Source organism: Rhodoglobus aureus (genome assembly GCF_039527955.1).
Classification (GTDB): domain Bacteria; phylum Actinomycetota; class Actinomycetes; order Actinomycetales; family Microbacteriaceae; genus Rhodoglobus; species Rhodoglobus aureus.
Genome location: NZ_BAAAKW010000033.1, coordinates 1 through 16,290 on the forward strand (window position 1 = coordinate 1; position 16,290 = coordinate 16,290).

Annotated in this window: 20 protein-coding genes; 7 read left to right on the forward strand and 13 right to left on the reverse strand. The window is 59.3% G+C overall.

The features are described from left to right. The first annotated feature begins 163 nt into the window (after positions 1-163). Positions 164-589 (forward strand): OsmC family peroxiredoxin, encoded by a 426-nt coding sequence (locus ABD112_RS09785; RefSeq protein ID WP_343925419.1) that lies wholly within the window; start codon positions 164-166, stop codon positions 587-589. A 2-nt stretch (positions 590-591) separates the two neighbouring features. After that, the gene (locus tag ABD112_RS09790) at positions 592-1,491 is read left to right on the forward strand and encodes a TIGR01777 family oxidoreductase (RefSeq protein WP_343925421.1); all 900 of its coding nucleotides are present in this window, start codon (positions 592-594) and stop codon (positions 1,489-1,491) included. A 62-nt stretch (positions 1,492-1,553) separates the two neighbouring features. Here the strand turns inward: ABD112_RS09790 and ABD112_RS09795 are convergent, their stop codons facing one another. Both ABD112_RS09795 and dapB read right to left on the reverse strand, forming a co-directional pair. Next, the gene (locus tag ABD112_RS09795) at positions 1,554-2,009 is read right to left on the reverse strand and encodes a hypothetical protein (RefSeq protein ID WP_343925423.1); all 456 of its coding nucleotides are present in this window, start codon (positions 2,007-2,009) and stop codon (positions 1,554-1,556) included. Beyond that, positions 2,006-2,761 carry a 4-hydroxy-tetrahydrodipicolinate reductase gene (gene dapB / locus ABD112_RS09800; RefSeq protein ID WP_343925425.1) on the reverse strand — a complete coding sequence of 252 codons (756 nt, stop codon included), beginning with the start codon at positions 2,759-2,761 and terminating at the stop codon, positions 2,006-2,008. Before dapB ends, ABD112_RS09795 begins: the two co-directional genes overlap by 4 nt. Before the next feature lie 70 nt (positions 2,762-2,831). On the opposite strand from dapB, the gene ABD112_RS09805 reads away from it, so the two are divergent. Beyond that, entirely contained in the window at positions 2,832-3,290 is a 459-nt protein-coding gene (locus ABD112_RS09805; protein ID WP_343925427.1) for a GNAT family N-acetyltransferase, read from the forward strand. Here the strand turns inward: ABD112_RS09805 and ABD112_RS09810 are convergent. Both ABD112_RS09810 and ABD112_RS09815 read right to left on the reverse strand, forming a co-directional pair. Beyond that, positions 3,287-3,889 carry a histidine phosphatase family protein gene (locus ABD112_RS09810; RefSeq protein ID WP_343925429.1) on the reverse strand — a complete coding sequence of 201 codons (603 nt, stop codon included), beginning with the start codon at positions 3,887-3,889 and terminating at the stop codon, positions 3,287-3,289. The genes ABD112_RS09805 and ABD112_RS09810 overlap by 4 nt on opposite strands. An 18-nt stretch (positions 3,890-3,907) precedes the next feature. Further along, the gene (locus tag ABD112_RS09815) at positions 3,908-5,275 is read right to left on the reverse strand and encodes a M16 family metallopeptidase (protein WP_343925431.1); all 1,368 of its coding nucleotides are present in this window, start codon (positions 5,273-5,275) and stop codon (positions 3,908-3,910) included. A gap of 313 nt (positions 5,276-5,588) precedes the next feature. Here ABD112_RS09815 and ABD112_RS09820 point away from each other — a divergent pair, with 313 nt between their 5' ends. Then, on the forward strand, positions 5,589-6,179 hold the full coding sequence (locus ABD112_RS09820; protein ID WP_343925612.1) for a TetR/AcrR family transcriptional regulator: 591 nt from the start codon (positions 5,589-5,591) through the stop codon (positions 6,177-6,179). A 54-nt stretch (positions 6,180-6,233) separates the two neighbouring features. Here the strand turns inward: ABD112_RS09820 and ABD112_RS09825 are convergent, their stop codons facing one another. Continuing rightward, positions 6,234-7,226, reverse strand: a complete 993-nt coding sequence (locus tag ABD112_RS09825; RefSeq protein ID WP_343925433.1) for an aldo/keto reductase — start codon at positions 7,224-7,226, stop codon at positions 6,234-6,236. A gap of 192 nt (positions 7,227-7,418) precedes the next feature. Between ABD112_RS09825 and ABD112_RS09830 the strand changes: the two genes are divergently transcribed. Continuing rightward, complete coding sequence (locus ABD112_RS09830) at positions 7,419-7,961, forward strand: YbhB/YbcL family Raf kinase inhibitor-like protein (protein WP_425563821.1); 543 nt, start codon at positions 7,419-7,421, stop codon at positions 7,959-7,961. 63 nt (positions 7,962-8,024) lie between these two features. On the opposite strand, the gene ABD112_RS09835 is transcribed toward ABD112_RS09830, so the two are convergent. Both ABD112_RS09835 and ABD112_RS09840 read right to left on the reverse strand, forming a co-directional pair. Beyond that, positions 8,025-8,210: a hypothetical protein gene (locus ABD112_RS09835; protein WP_343925434.1), complete on the reverse strand. Its 186-nt coding sequence runs from the start codon at positions 8,208-8,210 to the stop codon at positions 8,025-8,027. Between the two features lie 174 nt (positions 8,211-8,384). After that, positions 8,385-10,634: a polyribonucleotide nucleotidyltransferase gene (locus ABD112_RS09840; protein WP_343925435.1), complete on the reverse strand. Its 2,250-nt coding sequence runs from the start codon at positions 10,632-10,634 to the stop codon at positions 8,385-8,387. A 308-nt stretch (positions 10,635-10,942) separates the two neighbouring features. Here ABD112_RS09840 and ABD112_RS09845 point away from each other — a divergent pair, with 308 nt between their 5' ends. Continuing rightward, positions 10,943-11,125, forward strand: coding sequence for a DUF5302 domain-containing protein (locus tag ABD112_RS09845; RefSeq protein ID WP_343925437.1), 183 nt, complete (start codon positions 10,943-10,945; stop codon positions 11,123-11,125). Between the two features lie 10 nt (positions 11,126-11,135). On the opposite strand, the gene ABD112_RS09850 is transcribed toward ABD112_RS09845, so the two are convergent. Together ABD112_RS09850 and ABD112_RS09855 are read right to left on the reverse strand one after the other, a co-directional pair. After that, positions 11,136-11,636 (reverse strand): CE1759 family FMN reductase, encoded by a 501-nt coding sequence (locus ABD112_RS09850; protein WP_425563822.1) that lies wholly within the window; start codon positions 11,634-11,636, stop codon positions 11,136-11,138. 33 nt (positions 11,637-11,669) lie between these two features. Beyond that, on the reverse strand, positions 11,670-12,782 hold the full coding sequence (locus tag ABD112_RS09855) for an LLM class flavin-dependent oxidoreductase (protein ID WP_343925439.1): 1,113 nt from the start codon (positions 12,780-12,782) through the stop codon (positions 11,670-11,672). A 157-nt stretch (positions 12,783-12,939) separates the two neighbouring features. On the opposite strand from ABD112_RS09855, the gene ABD112_RS09860 reads away from it, so the two are divergent. Next, on the forward strand, positions 12,940-13,614 hold the full coding sequence (locus tag ABD112_RS09860; RefSeq protein WP_343925441.1) for a helix-turn-helix domain-containing protein: 675 nt from the start codon (positions 12,940-12,942) through the stop codon (positions 13,612-13,614). 36 nt (positions 13,615-13,650) lie between these two features. Here the strand turns inward: ABD112_RS09860 and ABD112_RS09865 are convergent, their stop codons facing one another. Genes ABD112_RS09865 through ABD112_RS09880 form a run of 4 tightly spaced genes read right to left on the reverse strand, consistent with a single transcriptional unit; the run spans position 13,651 to position 16,286 of the window. Continuing rightward, positions 13,651-14,421: an anti-sigma factor gene (locus ABD112_RS09865; protein WP_343925443.1), complete on the reverse strand. Its 771-nt coding sequence runs from the start codon at positions 14,419-14,421 to the stop codon at positions 13,651-13,653. Next, entirely contained in the window at positions 14,408-14,941 is a 534-nt protein-coding gene (locus ABD112_RS09870) for an RNA polymerase sigma factor (RefSeq protein WP_343925446.1), read from the reverse strand. Before ABD112_RS09870 ends, ABD112_RS09865 begins: the two co-directional genes overlap by 14 nt. Beyond that, complete coding sequence (locus tag ABD112_RS09875) at positions 14,925-15,533, reverse strand: class F sortase (RefSeq protein WP_343925448.1); 609 nt, start codon at positions 15,531-15,533, stop codon at positions 14,925-14,927. The genes ABD112_RS09870 and ABD112_RS09875 overlap by 17 nt, the downstream gene beginning before the upstream one ends. 60 nt (positions 15,534-15,593) lie before the next feature. Then, entirely contained in the window at positions 15,594-16,286 is a 693-nt protein-coding gene (locus ABD112_RS09880) for a DUF4397 domain-containing protein (protein ID WP_343925450.1), read from the reverse strand. Positions 16,287-16,290: the final 4 nt, after the last annotated feature.

Genomic DNA, 16,290 nt, shown 5'->3' on the forward strand with positions numbered 1-16,290 from the left:
AACCGGCCACGCAAAATCCTCGGCTGGGCAACACCCGCCGAAGTCTTCCAAGAACTATCATCGAACGAAACCACACCGTGTTGCACTTCGAACTAGAACCCGGGTTTTCTCATGCGCGTCGCTCAGCCACCGCATAGTGTTGAGCACGACGAAAGGAACGGCAATGCCTGTTACGAGCGAAGCAACAACACTCTGGTTTGGTGACCTGTTTAGTGGCAAAGGTACGACATCGCTAGATTCCTCTGACGCCGCAGAATTCCCAGTCACCTGGGCAGCGCGGTCAGAAGGCCAAGAGTCGACGACAAATCCCGAAGAACTGCTTGGCGCCGCCCACTCGGCATGTTTCGCCATGGCATTCTCGAATGGTCTCGCCAGCAATGGAACCCCAGCGGAGAGCCTTCAGGTTACTGCCGCAGTTACCTTTGACCCAGCCGAAGGAATCACCGGAAGTCACCTGCTCGTCAGCGCCAAAGTGGCCGACCTAAGCGAAGAAGACTTTCAGCGGCTGGCACAGGAAGCCAAAGAAGGGTGCCCCGTTTCACGCGCCCTCACCGGCGTCCCGATCACGCTTGAAGCAAGCTTGGCGTAGCGGTGGCTGAAGCAGCGGTCACGCGGGTACTGGTCGCCGGCGCGTCAGGCTATATTGGCACAGAGCTTGTCTCGCAGTTGGAGACTGAAGGTTTCGAAGTTCTGCGTCTTGTGCGTCGCGAACCACGCACTTCTACTGAGTTTTACTGGGACCCCCGGTCGAGAACAATCGACGATCGAGCGATCGAACTCGCGGATGTTGTCATCAATTTGGCCGGTGCAAGCACAGGGAAGCTTCCGTGGACTCTTGGCTACAAACGTGAGATTCTGCGCTCTAGGGTGGATGGCACGCGCACTATTGCCGAAGCTATCCGACGTGCCACTTCTCCCCCGGATGCTTTTCTCAGTGGTTCAGCGGTCGGCTACTTTGGCAGCCGGCCCGGTGAGGAACTGACCGACGAGTCCTCAAAGGGAACCGGATTCCTCAGCGACGTTGTTGACGCGTGGGAGAAAGCTGCACGGCTCACGCCTTCGAGCACACGCCTTGTCATTTTTCGCACCGGAATCGTCGTCGGCGAGGGTGGAGCGTTCACACCGCTCAATTTGCTCACCCGCTTCGGCCTCGGCAGTCGACTTGGCAGCGGCGACCAATATTGGCCATGGGTCAGCCTTCACGATGAAGCTGCTGCCATCATCCATTTGCTGCGCAGCGACTTCTCCGGGGTCGTTTCACTCGTTGGACCAACTCCGGCAACCGCAAAAACAGTCACTAAGGCCCTCGCGCGCTCGATGCAGAAACCGCACTGGCTGGCGGTTCCCAGCTTCGCCTTTCGGATGCTGGGCGACGCAGGCAAAGATCTCATTCTGGTCGACGAGAACGTTCAGCCGCGCACTCTGCTCGACACCGGATTCAGCTTTACGCACACGACGATCGAGCAGGCGATCGACGAGTTCGTCGATTAGCTCATCGTTGCGCGGCTCGCTCTTGCGACTAGCTGCGACTAGCCATGACCGGGTGCGTTCGCCTACGCAGCCTTTTGGGCAGAGCTACGTGACAACGAGATGGCCCGGCGAGTGGCCCAACGGGCTCGGCTTCGGTCACCACTGGCGTCATAGGCAAGTCCAAGGCGTAGCCAAGCGCGCCACGACTCAGGGCTTGCCTCAGCTTCTTCGCGGTAGAGCTCGAATGCCCGGTCTGCCGCTTCAGGGTCGGGTCGACCACTTGGCCGACGTTCGTCAACTTCTTCGGGCAGTGCGCCTTCATCTCGGAGGGTGTTGAGCAACCTCTCAGCACGGAAAATGAAAACAAGCTCAGCGGCAAGCGCCCAGAAGCCGATCAGCGGCAGCACGAGCAGCGCCCACCCCATTACCTGCGCAATGAGCTCACCTGTTCCGATCAAAATGAACGAATAGTTGATGACAAAGACGAGATAGAGGGCCAGAAGACCCACCATCACCAGAGCCGCTATACGGGTTTTCACGCTGACTCCGTGCGACCACGAGGTGCTAGATCAATGAGCTGGTCGAGCCCGACTGTTACGCCACGCGCTGTAACGACCGCGCGCAAACCAAGCAGGATTCCGGCCTCGTAAGAGTCCTGAGACATTGTGCGGTGGTCGAGTGTGAGCACCTCGCCAGGGCCGCCGAAAATGACCTGCTGGTGCGCGACCACTCCCGTCATCCGCAGACTGTGCACGGGAATACCAGCAACCTGCTCGCCGCGGGCACGCTGGTCATGGTGGGGCGCAGCTACTGGCCCACGCTCACTCCGGGCGTCTGCCATGAGTTCTGCCGTGCGAACCGCTGTGCCGGATGGCGAATCGACCTTGCCGGCGTGATGGCTCTCAATGATTTCGATGGAGTCGAAGTATCGCGCGGCGGCGGCAGCAAACGATGTGGCCAGCGCGGAGCCGAGCGAAAAGTTAGGGATAAAGATGACACCGATGTCGGGCTTATCGGCAAGCGTGGATTTGATGCCCTGAATACGATCCTCACTCCAGCCTGAGGTACCAACAAGCACACTCTTGTCATGAGAGGTCGCGAACTCGACCACCGAAGGCGACACGCTCGGCTCAGTGACATCCACCACAACGTCTGCCTCAAGCATCTCGCTAAGATCCGACCGAGAGTTGAGGGTGGCAACGAGCGAAAAATCGTCTGCTGCGTCGACCACACCACTGATGAACTTTCCCATGCGACCGGTTGCGCCGACTACCGCTACTTTCGTTGTCATGGTTCAAATCTATCAATGCTGAGCGACGCTGCCGACTGCCCCAAGCCGCGGCCACGAGTACTGTTGTGCTGTGCCACAGTTTCGCCCCGTCCCCGTCACGGATGCTCTCGCCCACGAACTTCTTTCCGAGTACTTCAGCTACCGCGCTGAGACGTTCCCCTCGCCCGCGGGCTATGTCACGACGTTCCCCAGTGATGAACAGTTCACACCACCCCACGGCGTGTTTCTCTTCGTGGAGGAATCGGGCAACGCGCTGGGCTGTGGAGGCATCCGTCAGCTTGATTCAGGTCGCTATGAAGTAAAGCATTTGTGGGTGCGGCCCGAGGGTCGCGGCGCAGGGCTCGGGCGTCAACTCTTGAGCGAACTGGAACGTCGCGCCCGCCAGTGGGGCGCCATAGAGCTGGTACTCGACACCAATGAGAGCCTCGCAGCAGCTGGTGGCCTCTACCGGTCTAGCGGATTCGACTCAGTCGAACCGTACAATGACAACCCCAACGCAACCACCTGGTACCGCAAGGTGCTCAGCTAGTACGGCTGCTCCTCAGGCAAGCCCGTGCGGAGTTCCGCCGGCAGGTGCCCAAGATCATTGTGAGCGACGAGTACAGGCGGTTTCGCGCTGCGCACCCGGATGATCGTGAGACCGCAATTGGCTTGATTGAGCCCTAGCCAACGCCACTGATCGCCACCAAGCACTTCGCGCACGAACCAGGCGATTACGAAGTTGTGCGTGATGAGAAGATCGTGGCGATCCTCGCGCGCTGGCGTAAGGAATTCCGCAACAGCGTCTTCCATCTGGGCCTGCCCGGCATCGATCTCTTCGGGAGTGACAGAACCAAAAAAATGGTCAAACGCTGAAGGCATATCGACGGTCGGGCCGCTAGGGATGCAGTCCATCAGCAGTGTTGTGGGCTGCGACTCGAGGGCGGGCATCCGCTCGGTCATGATTGCCGCGGTTTCGGCCGCACGCTGTAGCGGCGAGTGGAAAGCGCGAGTAAACGGAACGCCGCTCAGCCGTTCAGAAATCGCCTTCGCCTGACGTGTCCCTTTGCCCGAAAGCGGGCCATCGGGCAGTCCGTGTTCTGCGTCTTGCTGTTCGCCGTGACGCACGAGGTACAGGTAGTGAGCCATCACCATTCCTTTGTTGATCTAGCTCTGGGCAACTCTGCCGAGAGAAAGCCCGGAAAACATCTCGTCAGTGACCGCACCGACTGCCGCGATGGACAGCGGGCGCGATGAGAGTTCGTGAGCAAGTTCTTGGATGCCGTCGGCCGTGACCGCCGAGATCCGTGCGATTGAGGTGTCGAGGTCGATAAACTCGCCGAGCGTCAGCTCGCTGCGACCGAGTCGCGACATGCGCGAGTCTGAGTCTTCAAGCGCGAGTGCTGAGGCGCCCCGTAGTTGGCCAACCGCCCGACTGATTTCTTCGTCAGTGACGTGAGAGTCGCCGAGCTTGTTGAACTCTTCGAGCATGAGTTCGGCAACCTGCGCAGACTTTGCGGGCGAGCATCCGGCATAAATGCCAAAGATTCCTGCGTCGGAGTAGCTGGGAGCGAAGGAGTACACCGAGTAGGCTAGGCCACGCTTCTCGCGCACTTCTTGGAACAATCGCGAAGACATTCCGCTGCCCAGAATGGAATTGAGCACGGTGAGGGTTGCGCGACGCTCATCAGTTGCTGACAACCCTTCGACGCCAGCAATGATGTTTGCCTGTTCGATGGGGCGATGAGTAACTTGAAGTCGCTGAGCTGGGGTGCTGGCTGATGCTGCTGTCGTTGCGTTGTTTCGACGCGCAACCGGTGTCGCCTCAAGTGAGAGGTCCCAGCCCGCCCCCACAAGGCAGGCAGAGACTGCGGCGACGAGCACGTCGTGGTCGACTGCACCTGCCACTGTGATCACGAGATCTTGTGGCCGATAGTTGCCGCGGTAGTGCTCCATTACTGATTCGCGCGAGATGGCGTTGATCGTTTCGGGGCTGCCGCCGATGGGGCGGCCTAGTGGATGATCGCCAAAGACCGCTTCGAAGAAGCGCTCACTGGCAACATCAGTGGGGTCGTCATCTGCCATGGCAAGTTCTTCTAGGATCACCCCACGCTCGTTGGCGAACTCTGTTGGATCGATCAGGCTCGACGTGAGCATGTCACCGATCACTTCGATCGCCATGGGCAAGTCGATGTCTTGCACTTTGGCGTAGTAGCAGGTGTATTCCTTGGCGGTCATGGCATTATGCTCGCCGCCGACCGCATCGAAGCTGACCGCAATATCTAGCGCAGTGCGTGACGGGGTTCCTTTGAACAGCAGGTGCTCAAGGAAGTGAGTGGCACCAAAGGTGCCAGAAAGTTCGTCTCGCGAACCAGCAGCTACCCAGTAGCCGACAGTGGCGCTGCGCGCGCCAGGAACCTGTTCGCTGAGGATACGCACACCACTCGGCAAAACGGTTCTGCGAACGAGACTGTCGCCGGTTGCGGTGAACGACAGTTCGGGAAGGTCAAGTGGAAGAATCACAGCGTCGTTCATCACTACGATCTTACGTCATTTGAATTGGCCGAGACGCTGGGCCCAAAACTCTCTTGACGAGACCCCCCAAATTGGGGATAATAAATGAGGACAGACAGACTTGTCTGTATGTCCTCATGTGCTACAGTCTTTTTTAGGCACCCGAAGCCGACAAACCATCACTTGGACCCGAACCGAGCGATGTCCACAACCACACAACCCGGACCCGAACCGGGTTGTGTACTAAAACCGCATCGCACGCCCCGAATCGAGCGATGCACTAATTAGGGGAATAGTTCCTGATCCGAATTTCCCCCGGAAGGAGTGCGCTGTGATGGTATTTGAGACACCAGAGACCGCACAGCGCGCTCCGGCCAAAGGTCGCATTCTTGACACGGCCAACGAACTTTTCTACCAAGACGGCATTCTGAACGTCGGAGTAGACCGCATCATCGCTAAGTCAAGCGTGACGAAGGCAACCTTCTACAAGCACTACCGCTCAAAAGACAACTTGATTCTTGAGTACGTCAAGAGCCGCAGAGCAGCCGCAGAGTCACAGGTGCAGTCCATCGTTGAGGGCGCAGCATCTCCTCACGACGCTGTCCTCGGCCTGCTTGAGGGAATTGCCGCTGAGCTCACGAAGCAAGACTTTCGTGGATGCCCGTTCCTCAACGTTGTCGCTGAATTCCCTGACCCGGCACACCCGGTACGTCAACTGATCGCCGAGCACCGCGACTGGTACAACGAAGCTCTCTACGAGCTCATGCGCGGCACAAATCATCCCTTCCCCGGCGACGCCGCTGACGAGCTCATGCTCGCCAAAGACGGTGCACTTGCTGGCGGATACGCTGGCGACACAATTGCTGCGGGAGCAGCAATGGCGCGAGTCGTCAAGCGCGTGCTCGCCGAATCCGTCTCCGTCTAAGCAGCTGTCAGCCTTAGTTAGCCGCAGCTCCAGCAGTACCTGTAGACCGCAGCCTTAGTAGGCTGAAGCTCGATCCAACTCGGCTGACTGATGCCGCGTCAGCTGCACACGGGCGGCCGCAAGCAACTCCGGCACCTGTGTGGCAGTGCTCGCGCTAACGACGGGTGCAACCACTCCAGGCTTGTTGAGCAACCACGCCAAGGCAATAGTGGCGACGCTGGCATCATGCTCATGAGCGACCTCATCCAATGCGTTCAGCGCTTTGAAGCCGCGACGACGAAGGTACCGTGCCGCATCATGTCCCCGCGAGTTGAGGGCCAAGTCGGCGCGCTGCCGGTACTTGCCGCTCAGAAATCCGCTAGCAAGCGCAAAGCGCGGCATAACGCCCAACGCTTGAATTGCCGCGACATGCGCAAGTCCAGTCTCATAGGTTTCGCGATGCAACAGGTTGTAGTGCGACTGCACGGCCACCATCGGGGCAACCCCCATTTGGCCGCAGGCAATGCGCGCCTGGATGAGTCGGTTGCCGGTGTGATCTGAGCCGCCAAAGTAGCGAACTTTGCCCTCACCAATCAGCTCATCGACCGCCAAGAGCGTCTCATCAAAATCTACGCTCTCGTCGTCAACGTGCAGGTACAACAAGTCAATGTGCGACGTACCCAAACGGGCAAGAGACGCCGTCACTGAACGCTTAATAGCGTCAGCCTGCATGCCGGGATTGTCGCGGCTCTTTCCGACTTTCGTGGCAACGACCATGTCATCGCGGTTGCGACGCACGCGCATCCACTTGCCAATCATTAGTTCACTGCGACCGGACGCATACGAGTCAGCGGTGTCGACAAAGTTGCCGCCGCCCTCGGCGAAGGAATCGAGAATGGCTGTTGTTGCGGGATCATCGGCAGTCCAGCCAAAGACATTCCCGCTGAGAGCGAGTGGGTACACACGAAGGTCAGAGGACCCAATCACTCGCGTGATGAAGTGCGGCTGGGCGGTTACTTGCGCGCTGGTAGAACCCGGCAGTGATCTAGTCGGGTGTACCTGCGTCATAGGGGCCTCCCACAAGGCTTTTGGCAAGGATAGGACGCGGCACCGCTCAATGCGTGCAGCGCAGGGCGATCGTTATTACTCCGTGTCGAAAACCGACAAATCTGTGCGTTGTGAGGGTCGTCGGTGTCGTTTCTGTTGCATCATCGCGATAATGGCAACAGCACAGTTTTGACCATCGAGAGGACTGCCATCGTGAATGACCCGAATTGGAAACTTCCCGTCGTGCCCTCATTTGAACTTGAGAGCCCCGATTTCGAAGCCGGCGGCACATTGCCTCAATGGGCACGCTCAGGGATAGCAAACGCCGGGGGCGAAGATCGCTCCCCCACACTGCACTGGCACGGGTTCCCTTCTGGCACTAAAAGCTTCGCACTGACCGTATTCGACCCGGATGCGCCGACGAGCAGCGGCTGGTGGCATTGGGCCGTGTTCAATATTCCGGCCTCGATCGAGTCACTGCCACAAAATGCGGGCAGCACCGACGGTGCACTAATGCCGAACGGTGCCATCACGCTGCCCAACGACCTGCAGCTCGAGTCGTTTCAGGGGGCAGCCCCTCCCGCCGGCCACGGCGACCACCGCTACGTTTTTACCTTGAGCGCATTGAACACCGAACGCCTCGAGCTCGCTGAAGGAAGTACGCCAGCGATGCTCGGGTTCGTTATGCGCGACCACGTCGTGGCGCGAGCCCAACTGACAGGGCTGTCACGCACAGAAAAAGACGGAGCAAGCTAGAAGGCACGTCAAACATCCCGCCTCGGGAATACGGGAAAATGGGAGAGCGCGAAAGCGTCTGCGTTAGCTGTTCTGGCGGAAGTAGTGCGGCACCCGCTCGTAGTCACGGCTGCGCATCTTCGCAACAACCACGCTGACGACAACGACAAGCACAACAATGCCGAGAGCTACCCACAGGTACCAAGCGGTCTCAACCCACACAAGCATGTCGCTCATAAAGGCGTCGAGGGGTGTAGTGATTCGGGTCACAGCACCACCCTACCGTTCTCAGGTGCGGCGGTCGCCACCCTTTGCTAGGGGAGACAAGGGTGACTACCCCCTGATCTAGGGATAACCTGCCTAATCCAACGGGCCTTAACGACACAGTGCCCACCCTCAAAGAGGATGGGCACTGTGTGCTAATGCAATTGCGTTTAGCCGAATCTAGCTTTCGTCAGCGGGAGCCGCTGCTTCTGCGTCGGACTCTTCGGTAACCGGAGCGAGCGAAAGCTTTCCGCGGTCATCGATCTTGGTGATTTCAACCTGAATCTTCTGGCCGACGGCGAGCACGTCTTCGACGTTCTCAACACGCTTGCCACCGGCAAGTTTGCGAACCTCAGAGATGTGCAGCAACCCGTCCTTGCCCGGAGTGAGCGAAACAAAGGCGCCGAAGGTAGCGATCTTGACGACCGTACCCAAGAAGCGCTCGCCAACCTCAGGGTTAAGCGGGTTCGCGATGGCGTTAACCGCCGCGCGTGCAGCCTCAGCCGAAGGACCATCGACAGCACCGATGTAGACGGTTCCGTCATCCTCGATTGAGATGTCAGCTCCGGTGTCATCCTGAATCTGGTTGATGTTCTTGCCCTTAGGGCCAATCAGCTCGCCGATCTTGTCAATCGGAATCTGAACCGAGATCACGCGAGGAGCCGTGGGGGCCATCTCGTCGGGAGCATCGATTGCAGCGTTCAGCACCGAAAGAATCGCGGTACGCGCTTCCTTAGCCTGCTTGAGTGCGCCGTCGAGAACCGACGAAGGCAAACCAGCGAGCTTGGTGTCGAGCTGAATAGCGGTAACGAATTCGCTCGTACCGGCAACCTTGAAGTCCATGTCGCCGAGTGCGTCTTCAGCACCGAGGATGTCGGTGAGGGCCGCGTAACGCGTCTCTCCGTCAACCACGTCCGAAATGAGGCCCATGGCGATACCCGCAACAGGAGCGCGCAACGGCACACCAGCGTTGAGCAGCGACAAGGTCGAAGCACAGACAGAACCCATCGACGTTGAACCGTTGGAACTGAGAGCCTCAGAAACCTGGCGGATCGCGTAGGGGAACTCTTCGCGGGGAGGAAGCACGGGTGCGATGGCACGCTCTGCGAGGAAACCGTGACCGATTTCGCGACGCTTCGGGCTGCCAACGCGACCGGTCTCACCAGTCGAGTAAGGCGGGAAGTTGTAGTGGTGCATGTAACGCTTCTTGGTCGCTGGCGCCAGTGAGTCAATCTGCTGCTCCATCTTGAGCATGTTCAGTGTGGTGACACCCAAGATCTGGGTCTCGCCGCGCTGGAAGATTGCCGAACCGTGAACGCGAGGAATAACCTCGACCTCAGCATCAAGCGCACGGATGTCGCTCAAGCCACGGCCGTCGATACGGATTCCCTCGGTCAGCACGCGAGCGCGCATGACCTTCTTGCTGACAGCCTTGTATGCGCCGCCAACCATTCCAAGAACGTCTTCGCCGAGTTCTTCAGCGTCGACCTTCGACTGAACCTCAGCCTTGACGCGAGCCTTGAGCTCGTCGTCTGCGGTCTGGCGCTCAACCTTGTCAGCGATCTTGTAGACATCGCGAAGCTCTGCCTCAGCGATTTCGCTGACTGCGTTGTACGCCTGGTCGGAGTACGGCGGGAAGAGCTTAAACTCTGCAACAGGCTTTGCAGCCTTGTTAGCAACCTCGAGCTGAGCCTTGACGAGCTGCTTGAGGAACGGCTTGGATGCTTCGAGGCCCTGAGCAACAACAGCCTCGTCGGGCTTGGTTGCGCCGGCCTTGATGAGCTCCCAGCTGTTCTCGGTAGCTTCTGCCTCAACCATCATGATGGCGATATCTTCTTCGCCCTTGTCGTTGGTGACCATACGGCCAGCAACAGTGAGGTCGAAGACAGCGTCAGCAAGCTGGCTGTGCTTTGGGAAGGCAACCCACTGGTCACCGATCAGAGCCAAGCGGATGCCGGCAACGGGACCATAGAACGGCAGGCCCGAGATCTGGGTGCTGAGTGACGCAGCGTTGATCGACAGTGCGTCGTAGAACTCATCAGGAGCGATGCTCAGAACGGTGATGACGATCTGAACTTCGTTGCGGAGCCCCTCAACGAATGTCGGACGCATCGGACGGTCAATGAGACGGCAGACGAGAATCGCTTCGGTCGATGGACGACCCTCGCGACGGAAGAAGCTGCCGGGGATCTTGCCTGCAGCGTATGAACGCTCTTCAACGTCCACAGTAAGGGGGAAGAAGTCGAAGCCCTCACGCGGGTGCTTACCCGCGCTCGTGGCGCTCAAGATCATTGTTTCTTCGTCGAGGTACGCAGCAACGGCACCCTGTGCCTGCTGAGCGAGTCGACCGGTTTCGAAGCGCACGGTGCGCTTGCCGAACTTACCGTTATCGAGAACGGCTTCGGCGAATGTGATTTCTGGACCCTCCATGCGGGGGTTTCTCCTTTGTTTTACGTCGCGCACCCGTGTGGTGTGCGACTCGTCAAGGAGCAGGAGCGGGCAGAAGGACGCGATGGTTCATGCGCATGCCTAGAGTGGCGGCGCATGTCTGGCCAACAGTAGAAAGCCTCCGAACGACTCGGAAAATTACCACCGGTGACCAGCTTCTTGCCAGCCTGCTCCGGTGTTGCCCTATAACTATGGGGACAACGCTCATAATCGTACCATTAGGCACCTTCCGACCCGAGAAATCAGCGGTATCGACACGCTAACGCTGTGAGTCGATTACGCTTGAGGGTATGGAACCCACAAAAGAAACACCCTCTGCGAGCGAAGAGAACAAGCGCAGGTTCCGCGAGGCGCTTGATCGCAAGCAGGGCAAAGAGACGGCGCGTCCGGGACACTTGGATGCCGAATCGGCTATCCACGGCACCCAAGACCGCGCTGACCACAAGCGCGACTTCCGCCGCAAGACCGGATAAGCGAGCGCTACTACGCCCTGAAGCTGCCCGACGGGCTAAAGCCCTCGGGCAGCGCAAACGGGTCGATCACCCGGTCGGAACGATCCGACACTGCCACAAGCGCCGCCAACTCCCCCGCCGCGCGAGCAATTCGTGTTGGTAGTGTGCTCGATCCACTCTCTCCTCCACCTCCCCAGTCTGCGGATGCCGCATACACGCCAGTCGGCACAGCCACGGCATGCAGGTAGGTGAACAGCGGTCGCAGCGTGTAGTCAATCGAAAGTGAGTGCCGATCGGTGCCGCCCGTTGCGCCGAGCAGTACGGGCAAGTCCGCGAGTGATTGCGGGTCAAGAATGTCGATGAACGATTTGAACAGCCCGCTGTAGCTTGTCGTGAAGATAGGTGTGACGGCGATGAGTCCGTCAGCACCGGTGACGGCGCGTATGGCTTCGTCAAGCTTGGCGCTCGGGAAACCCGTGAGCAGGTTGTTGGTTACGTCGTGCGCGAGGTCGCGCAGTTCGATCACTGTCACGTCTGTTTCTACGCCTCGTTCGAGGACTTGTGGCTAGACGGTGGTGTCGACAGCTGCGTCAGCGGCAAGAGCCGCGTCTCGTTTGGCGACGAGAGACGCGTGGGTGGGTGCATCCGCAACTTCGGCAGGCCGGTTGGTGGCGAACTCCTTGCGGAGCACTGGCACGACTTCTTCGCCCAGGATGTCGAGCTGTTCGAGCACGGTCTTCAGCGACAGACCAGCGTGGTCCATGAGGAAGAGCTGGCGTTGGTAGTCACCGAAGTGGTCGCGCATCCCGGCATACTTGTCGATGACTTCTTGCGGGCTGCCGACTGCGAGCGGGGTCTGGTCGGTGAAGTCTTCCATCGCTGGGCCGTGGCCGTAGACGGGAGCATTGTCGAAGTATGGACGAAACTCTGCCTTTGCGGCCTGCGAGTTGCTGCGCATGAACGCCTGGCCGCCGAGCCCAACGATTGCTTGCGCCGCGCTGCCGTGGCCGTAGTGCTCGAAGCGCTGACGGTAGTAGCCGACGAGGCGCATGTAGTGCTCTTTGGGCCAGAAAATGTTGTTGGCGAAGAAGCCGTCGCCGTAGAAGGCTGCCTGCTCGGCAATCTCAGGGCTGCGGATGGAGCCGTGCCACACAAACGGAGGGACGCCATCCAACGGTCGCGGTGTCGACTGGAAACCCTGCAACGGCGTGCGGAACTTGCCCTCCCAGTTCACAAACTCTTCACGCCACAGCTTGTGCAGTAACGAATAGTTTTCGATCGCGAGCGGGATGCCCTCACGAATGTCTTTGCCAAACCACGGGTACACCGGCCCGGTGTTGCCGCGCCCCATCATGAGGTCCGCACGTCCATCAGACAGGTGCTGAAGCATCGCGTAGTCTTCGGCGATCTTCACAGGATCATTTGTCGTGATGAGAGTCGTGCTCGTCGAGAGAATGAGCTTCTCGGTCTGTGCCGCGATGTAGGCAAGAGTCGTGGTGGGGCTGGAGGAAACGAATGGCGGGTTGTGGTGCTCGCCCAGGGCGAAGACATCGAGCCCGACTTCTTCCGCTTTCTTAGCGATCGTGACGATGGCTTTAATGCGCTCGCCCTCGGTGGGGGTGGTGCCATCGGTAGGGTCGGTCGTGACATCGCTAACGGTAAAAATCCCGAACTGCATGGTGTGCTCCGGTCTCCCAAAATCTCTCTGGATTAATCAGTCATCCCGTTCAACCACGCTGTTTCATGATAATTCCAGTACCGTACCGCCAAATGGCGGGTTTGGCCTTGGGCGTCGTACAGTAGTGGCGCACCGACGAGAAAGGGAGCTTGCGACCATGCACGCACTGAACGAGATTAGCGCCCACTCAAGCAACGAAATTGCCGTAAACACTCTGCTGGACGGTGAGCGCACTCCGGAGGACCGTCGCACCGCAGCTGGCTCACTCCACCTCGCTCCGACGACCCGCTATCGGGTGGTCGCCCAACCCGCAAGCACCACCAGCGCCACGGCCGGACCGTCAGCAGTGCTTACGACGCTGGTGGGTGCCGTTCGCGCGGAAGTAGTGCTCAGCTCGGTTCCCGTAGGTGCGCCGCGAGCCGGAATCGGCATCGCTGCCGCACCGGGAGAACTGGCGCGGTCGTGGCAGTCCGCACTTACCGCCCTGCGGTTGACCTCAGATGGCGAACCTGTGTTGTACGCGGACGATCTCGGTTCGCTTCTCCTCCTCGCCGAAATTAGTCCGGCGGGAGCACCCGAGAACTGCGACCTTCAGTCTGTTGGCGTTGTCATTCGCGAGTCGCCGCGCGTCATCGCGATGCTCGACACTCTCGCTGCGAGCGACAGTCTGCGTGCTGCCGCCAGCACTCTCGGCTTTCATCACTCCACAGTGCAGTCCCGCGCTGAAGAGCTCAGTGGAAAACTCGGCTTCGATGTGCGTACCTCCCGCGGGCGTACGCGGCTCTCGGTTGCGCTCGCACTGTATCGACTGGAGACTGCGCGCTTCGACTGAGCGACACCGCTCGTCAACACGCGGATCAGAGACCGCTTAAGCGTTGTCGGTAAGTTGACCCCGCACGATCGAATCACCCGAGTGCGCAGGGTTGCCGTCGAACTGTTCCTCCGAGATATCTACGAGGTCGTAGCGATCGATATCGAGACCGTCGGGAACCGTGAACTGACCCGACGTGCCCTCAACGATTCCGAGGCTCACGAGAGCCGAGGCATCCGAGGTGATTAGCCACACTTCGCGATAACCGTCCGCTGTTGCCGGCGCATCGAATTTCACCTCGATAACTCGCGTACCATCTGGAAGTTGCTCAAGCTTTGCCTCGCCCGTCGAATCGGCCCAATCCGGGAACGCATCAAGAGTTGCGCTCGCAAGGACCATCGGCTGCTCGGCCGGCTGGAACGTCAACCAAATCGCTGAACCGGCTGCAGCGACAAGAGCCAGAGAGGCTGCCGCCGCGAGTGCTCCAACCCAAGGACGACGGCGTTTCTTCTCAAGCGAATGCACTATAGCGCCACCGGTGACTTGGCTAGCGTCCTCGACCACGACAGCAGTGGATGCTGCACCTGGCAGCGTCGCTGCTTCAGGGCTCAGAGCTAACTCGTCACTGATACGCTCCCACACCCGCGCTGGTGAATCGAGCAACTCGCCCGCGTCGAACGTCGAACGACCAACCATTGCCGCACGCGTCAGGACTTCAATCTCGCGTCGACACTGCTCACACTCGCTAATGTGCCCGCTGTCGTCAGGGAGGGCAACCTGCTCGCCGAGGGCAAGCAGCGCAAGCACCTCAGGATCAACGTGTCGCATAGGCCTCCTCCAATCGTGTTCGCATCCGTTGCAGACTTCGCCGGATATGGCTCTTAACCGTGCCCAAAGGTAGTTCGAGGCGGTCTGCTATTTGGTTGTGTGTGAGATCGTCGAAGAATGCCAGTCGCATAATTGCTTGAGCATCCGGTTCAAGACGGGCGATTTCGTCGGCCACCATCAGAGTGTCAGCCAGATCGAAGTCTTCCACAATCGGCTCTCTTCTCGACGTTGTCGCTGCGAGCTCTTCCTGAAGTCTGCGCACACGCGCCCTTGCTTCGTGAGTATCGGCGATCTTGTTCTTGGTGATTCCTACAAGCCACGCAGAGAGACTTGAGCGCTCAGGCTTGTAACTTGCTCGAACAGTCCAGGCCGATACAAAGACTTTCTGAGTGACATCTTCGGCGTCTCCGCGAGCGCCGATTCTTCTCCAGCAACGAAAGCGTGCGTGATGCGCGCTTCGTTGGCTAGATCCTCGTCGGTCATGGCTCTCCGGTTGGTTGTGGTCACAGCGGATTCGCAATCGCTACGACGTTGTCAGAATATCTCCGCACATTCTGATCGAACTGTCCACCACACGTCAGAAGAACAATTCGCGGGGCCCCATCCCGATCAAATACCTGATCGAGCGGAACTTGCTCCTTCTGGATGCTCTGCACTGACTCCAGGCGGTAGCGGTGATCTACCCCATCATCCGTCGTCACGATTATTTCGGCATCAGCGGGCATCTCCGAGAGGTAAGCGAACGGTCCAAGCCCCTGAACGAAGTCATCCACGTGGGCGGTTATCACTGTTGAGCCCGTGTCACTGCTGGGTGAGGGCCCATAGCTGTACCAGCCGGCGACCGTAATGTTTTCGGGAATCTGCATGAAGCCGTCCGCCTCGATTCCGACCGGAGTGATCTGGATGTCGATAGAGACGGAAGGAATCTGGATTCGAACCGGTGCTGCAACTCGCTCTACCGGCGCAATTTCACTCGACTGACGCGGTACATCGATGACGGCAGTCGGTAGCGGAGCCGGTCCCGGATCGGGAGCTATCGGTTGTGCTGATGTTGCCGTGCAACCAGCAAGAAGAAGCGCCATGGCCGCGAGGCCTAGGGATCTCGCGGCCATGACGTTCTCCTTGCTGAGGTATGTGAGTGCTTGTTTGTTCAGTGTTGTTAGTGCCGGTGACTACTTCGCTGCGCGAGCGGCCGTGAGGCGAGTCGCTGCGAATCCTGCGAGAGTGAGGTTGTCGTCAGCGGCACTGCCCCAGGCGTACACGATGGTGTTGACGCCTTCGGCGATGGTCACGTCAGCCGGCCCGATAACCGGGTCAGTGGTTCCCGTGAGCGCAACAGCAGCCGAAATAGTTCCGACCGGAAGATTCGCTTTCACTTCATCAGGGTTACTGAGGTTCTCAAAGGCAGCCGCACCGTTCGCAAGCACGTCTACGGCGGGGGCCGCAGCCGTGTGGCGCACGGTGAGCTTTCCCTCACCGGCAGGAATCGTGCTCAGGTCGTTCGTGAACAGGCTCGCTGTGGGGTCACCAGAAGCATCCAAGTGAGCGACAGCGGTGTAGCTCATGTTGGCTTCGAGCACGAGATCGATCGGGCCAACGGCGGGCGACGAGTCGTCAGCGGCATCCGCTGCGGTGATCGCTACCGTGTAGGTGCCAGCGGGCAGGTCAAGGGGACCAGCGAGATCACTGGGCTCAAAGTTGTCGAGCGTGAGGTCACCGTTGACGTACACGTCGACCGTGAGTCCTGGCACAGCGTGAAGTACGTACAGGTCCGCGCTGGAGTCGGAGATTGCGTTTGCGGGGATGGCGACGCCTACTGCGGCAATCGCGCCGACAGCGACGCCGGCAAGGATTTTGTTTCGCACTGTT

Coding starts and splice junctions, on each gene's coding strand:
- ABD112_RS09875 (WP_343925448.1), bottom strand. CDS start 15,533: ATGGCCGCGAGATCCCTAGGCCTCGCGGCCATGGCGCTTCTTCTTGCT.
- ABD112_RS09855 (WP_343925439.1), bottom strand. CDS start 12,782: ATGCAGTTCGGGATTTTTACCGTTAGCGATGTCACGACCGACCCTACC.
- ABD112_RS09840 (WP_343925435.1), bottom strand. CDS start 10,634: ATGGAGGGTCCAGAAATCACATTCGCCGAAGCCGTTCTCGATAACGGT.
- ABD112_RS09860 (WP_343925441.1), top strand. CDS start 12,940: ATGCACGCACTGAACGAGATTAGCGCCCACTCAAGCAACGAAATTGCC.
- ABD112_RS09865 (WP_343925443.1), bottom strand. CDS start 14,421: ATGCGACACGTTGATCCTGAGGTGCTTGCGCTGCTTGCCCTCGGCGAG.
- ABD112_RS09820 (WP_343925612.1), top strand. CDS start 5,589: ATGGTATTTGAGACACCAGAGACCGCACAGCGCGCTCCGGCCAAAGGT.
- ABD112_RS09810 (WP_343925429.1), bottom strand. CDS start 3,889: ATGGCTCACTACCTGTACCTCGTGCGTCACGGCGAACAGCAAGACGCA.
- ABD112_RS09785 (WP_343925419.1), top strand. CDS start 164: ATGCCTGTTACGAGCGAAGCAACAACACTCTGGTTTGGTGACCTGTTT.
- ABD112_RS09825 (WP_343925433.1), bottom strand. CDS start 7,226: ATGACGCAGGTACACCCGACTAGATCACTGCCGGGTTCTACCAGCGCG.
- ABD112_RS09815 (WP_343925431.1), bottom strand. CDS start 5,275: ATGAACGACGCTGTGATTCTTCCACTTGACCTTCCCGAACTGTCGTTC.
- dapB (WP_343925425.1), bottom strand. CDS start 2,761: ATGACAACGAAAGTAGCGGTAGTCGGCGCAACCGGTCGCATGGGAAAG.
- ABD112_RS09845 (WP_343925437.1), top strand. CDS start 10,943: ATGGAACCCACAAAAGAAACACCCTCTGCGAGCGAAGAGAACAAGCGC.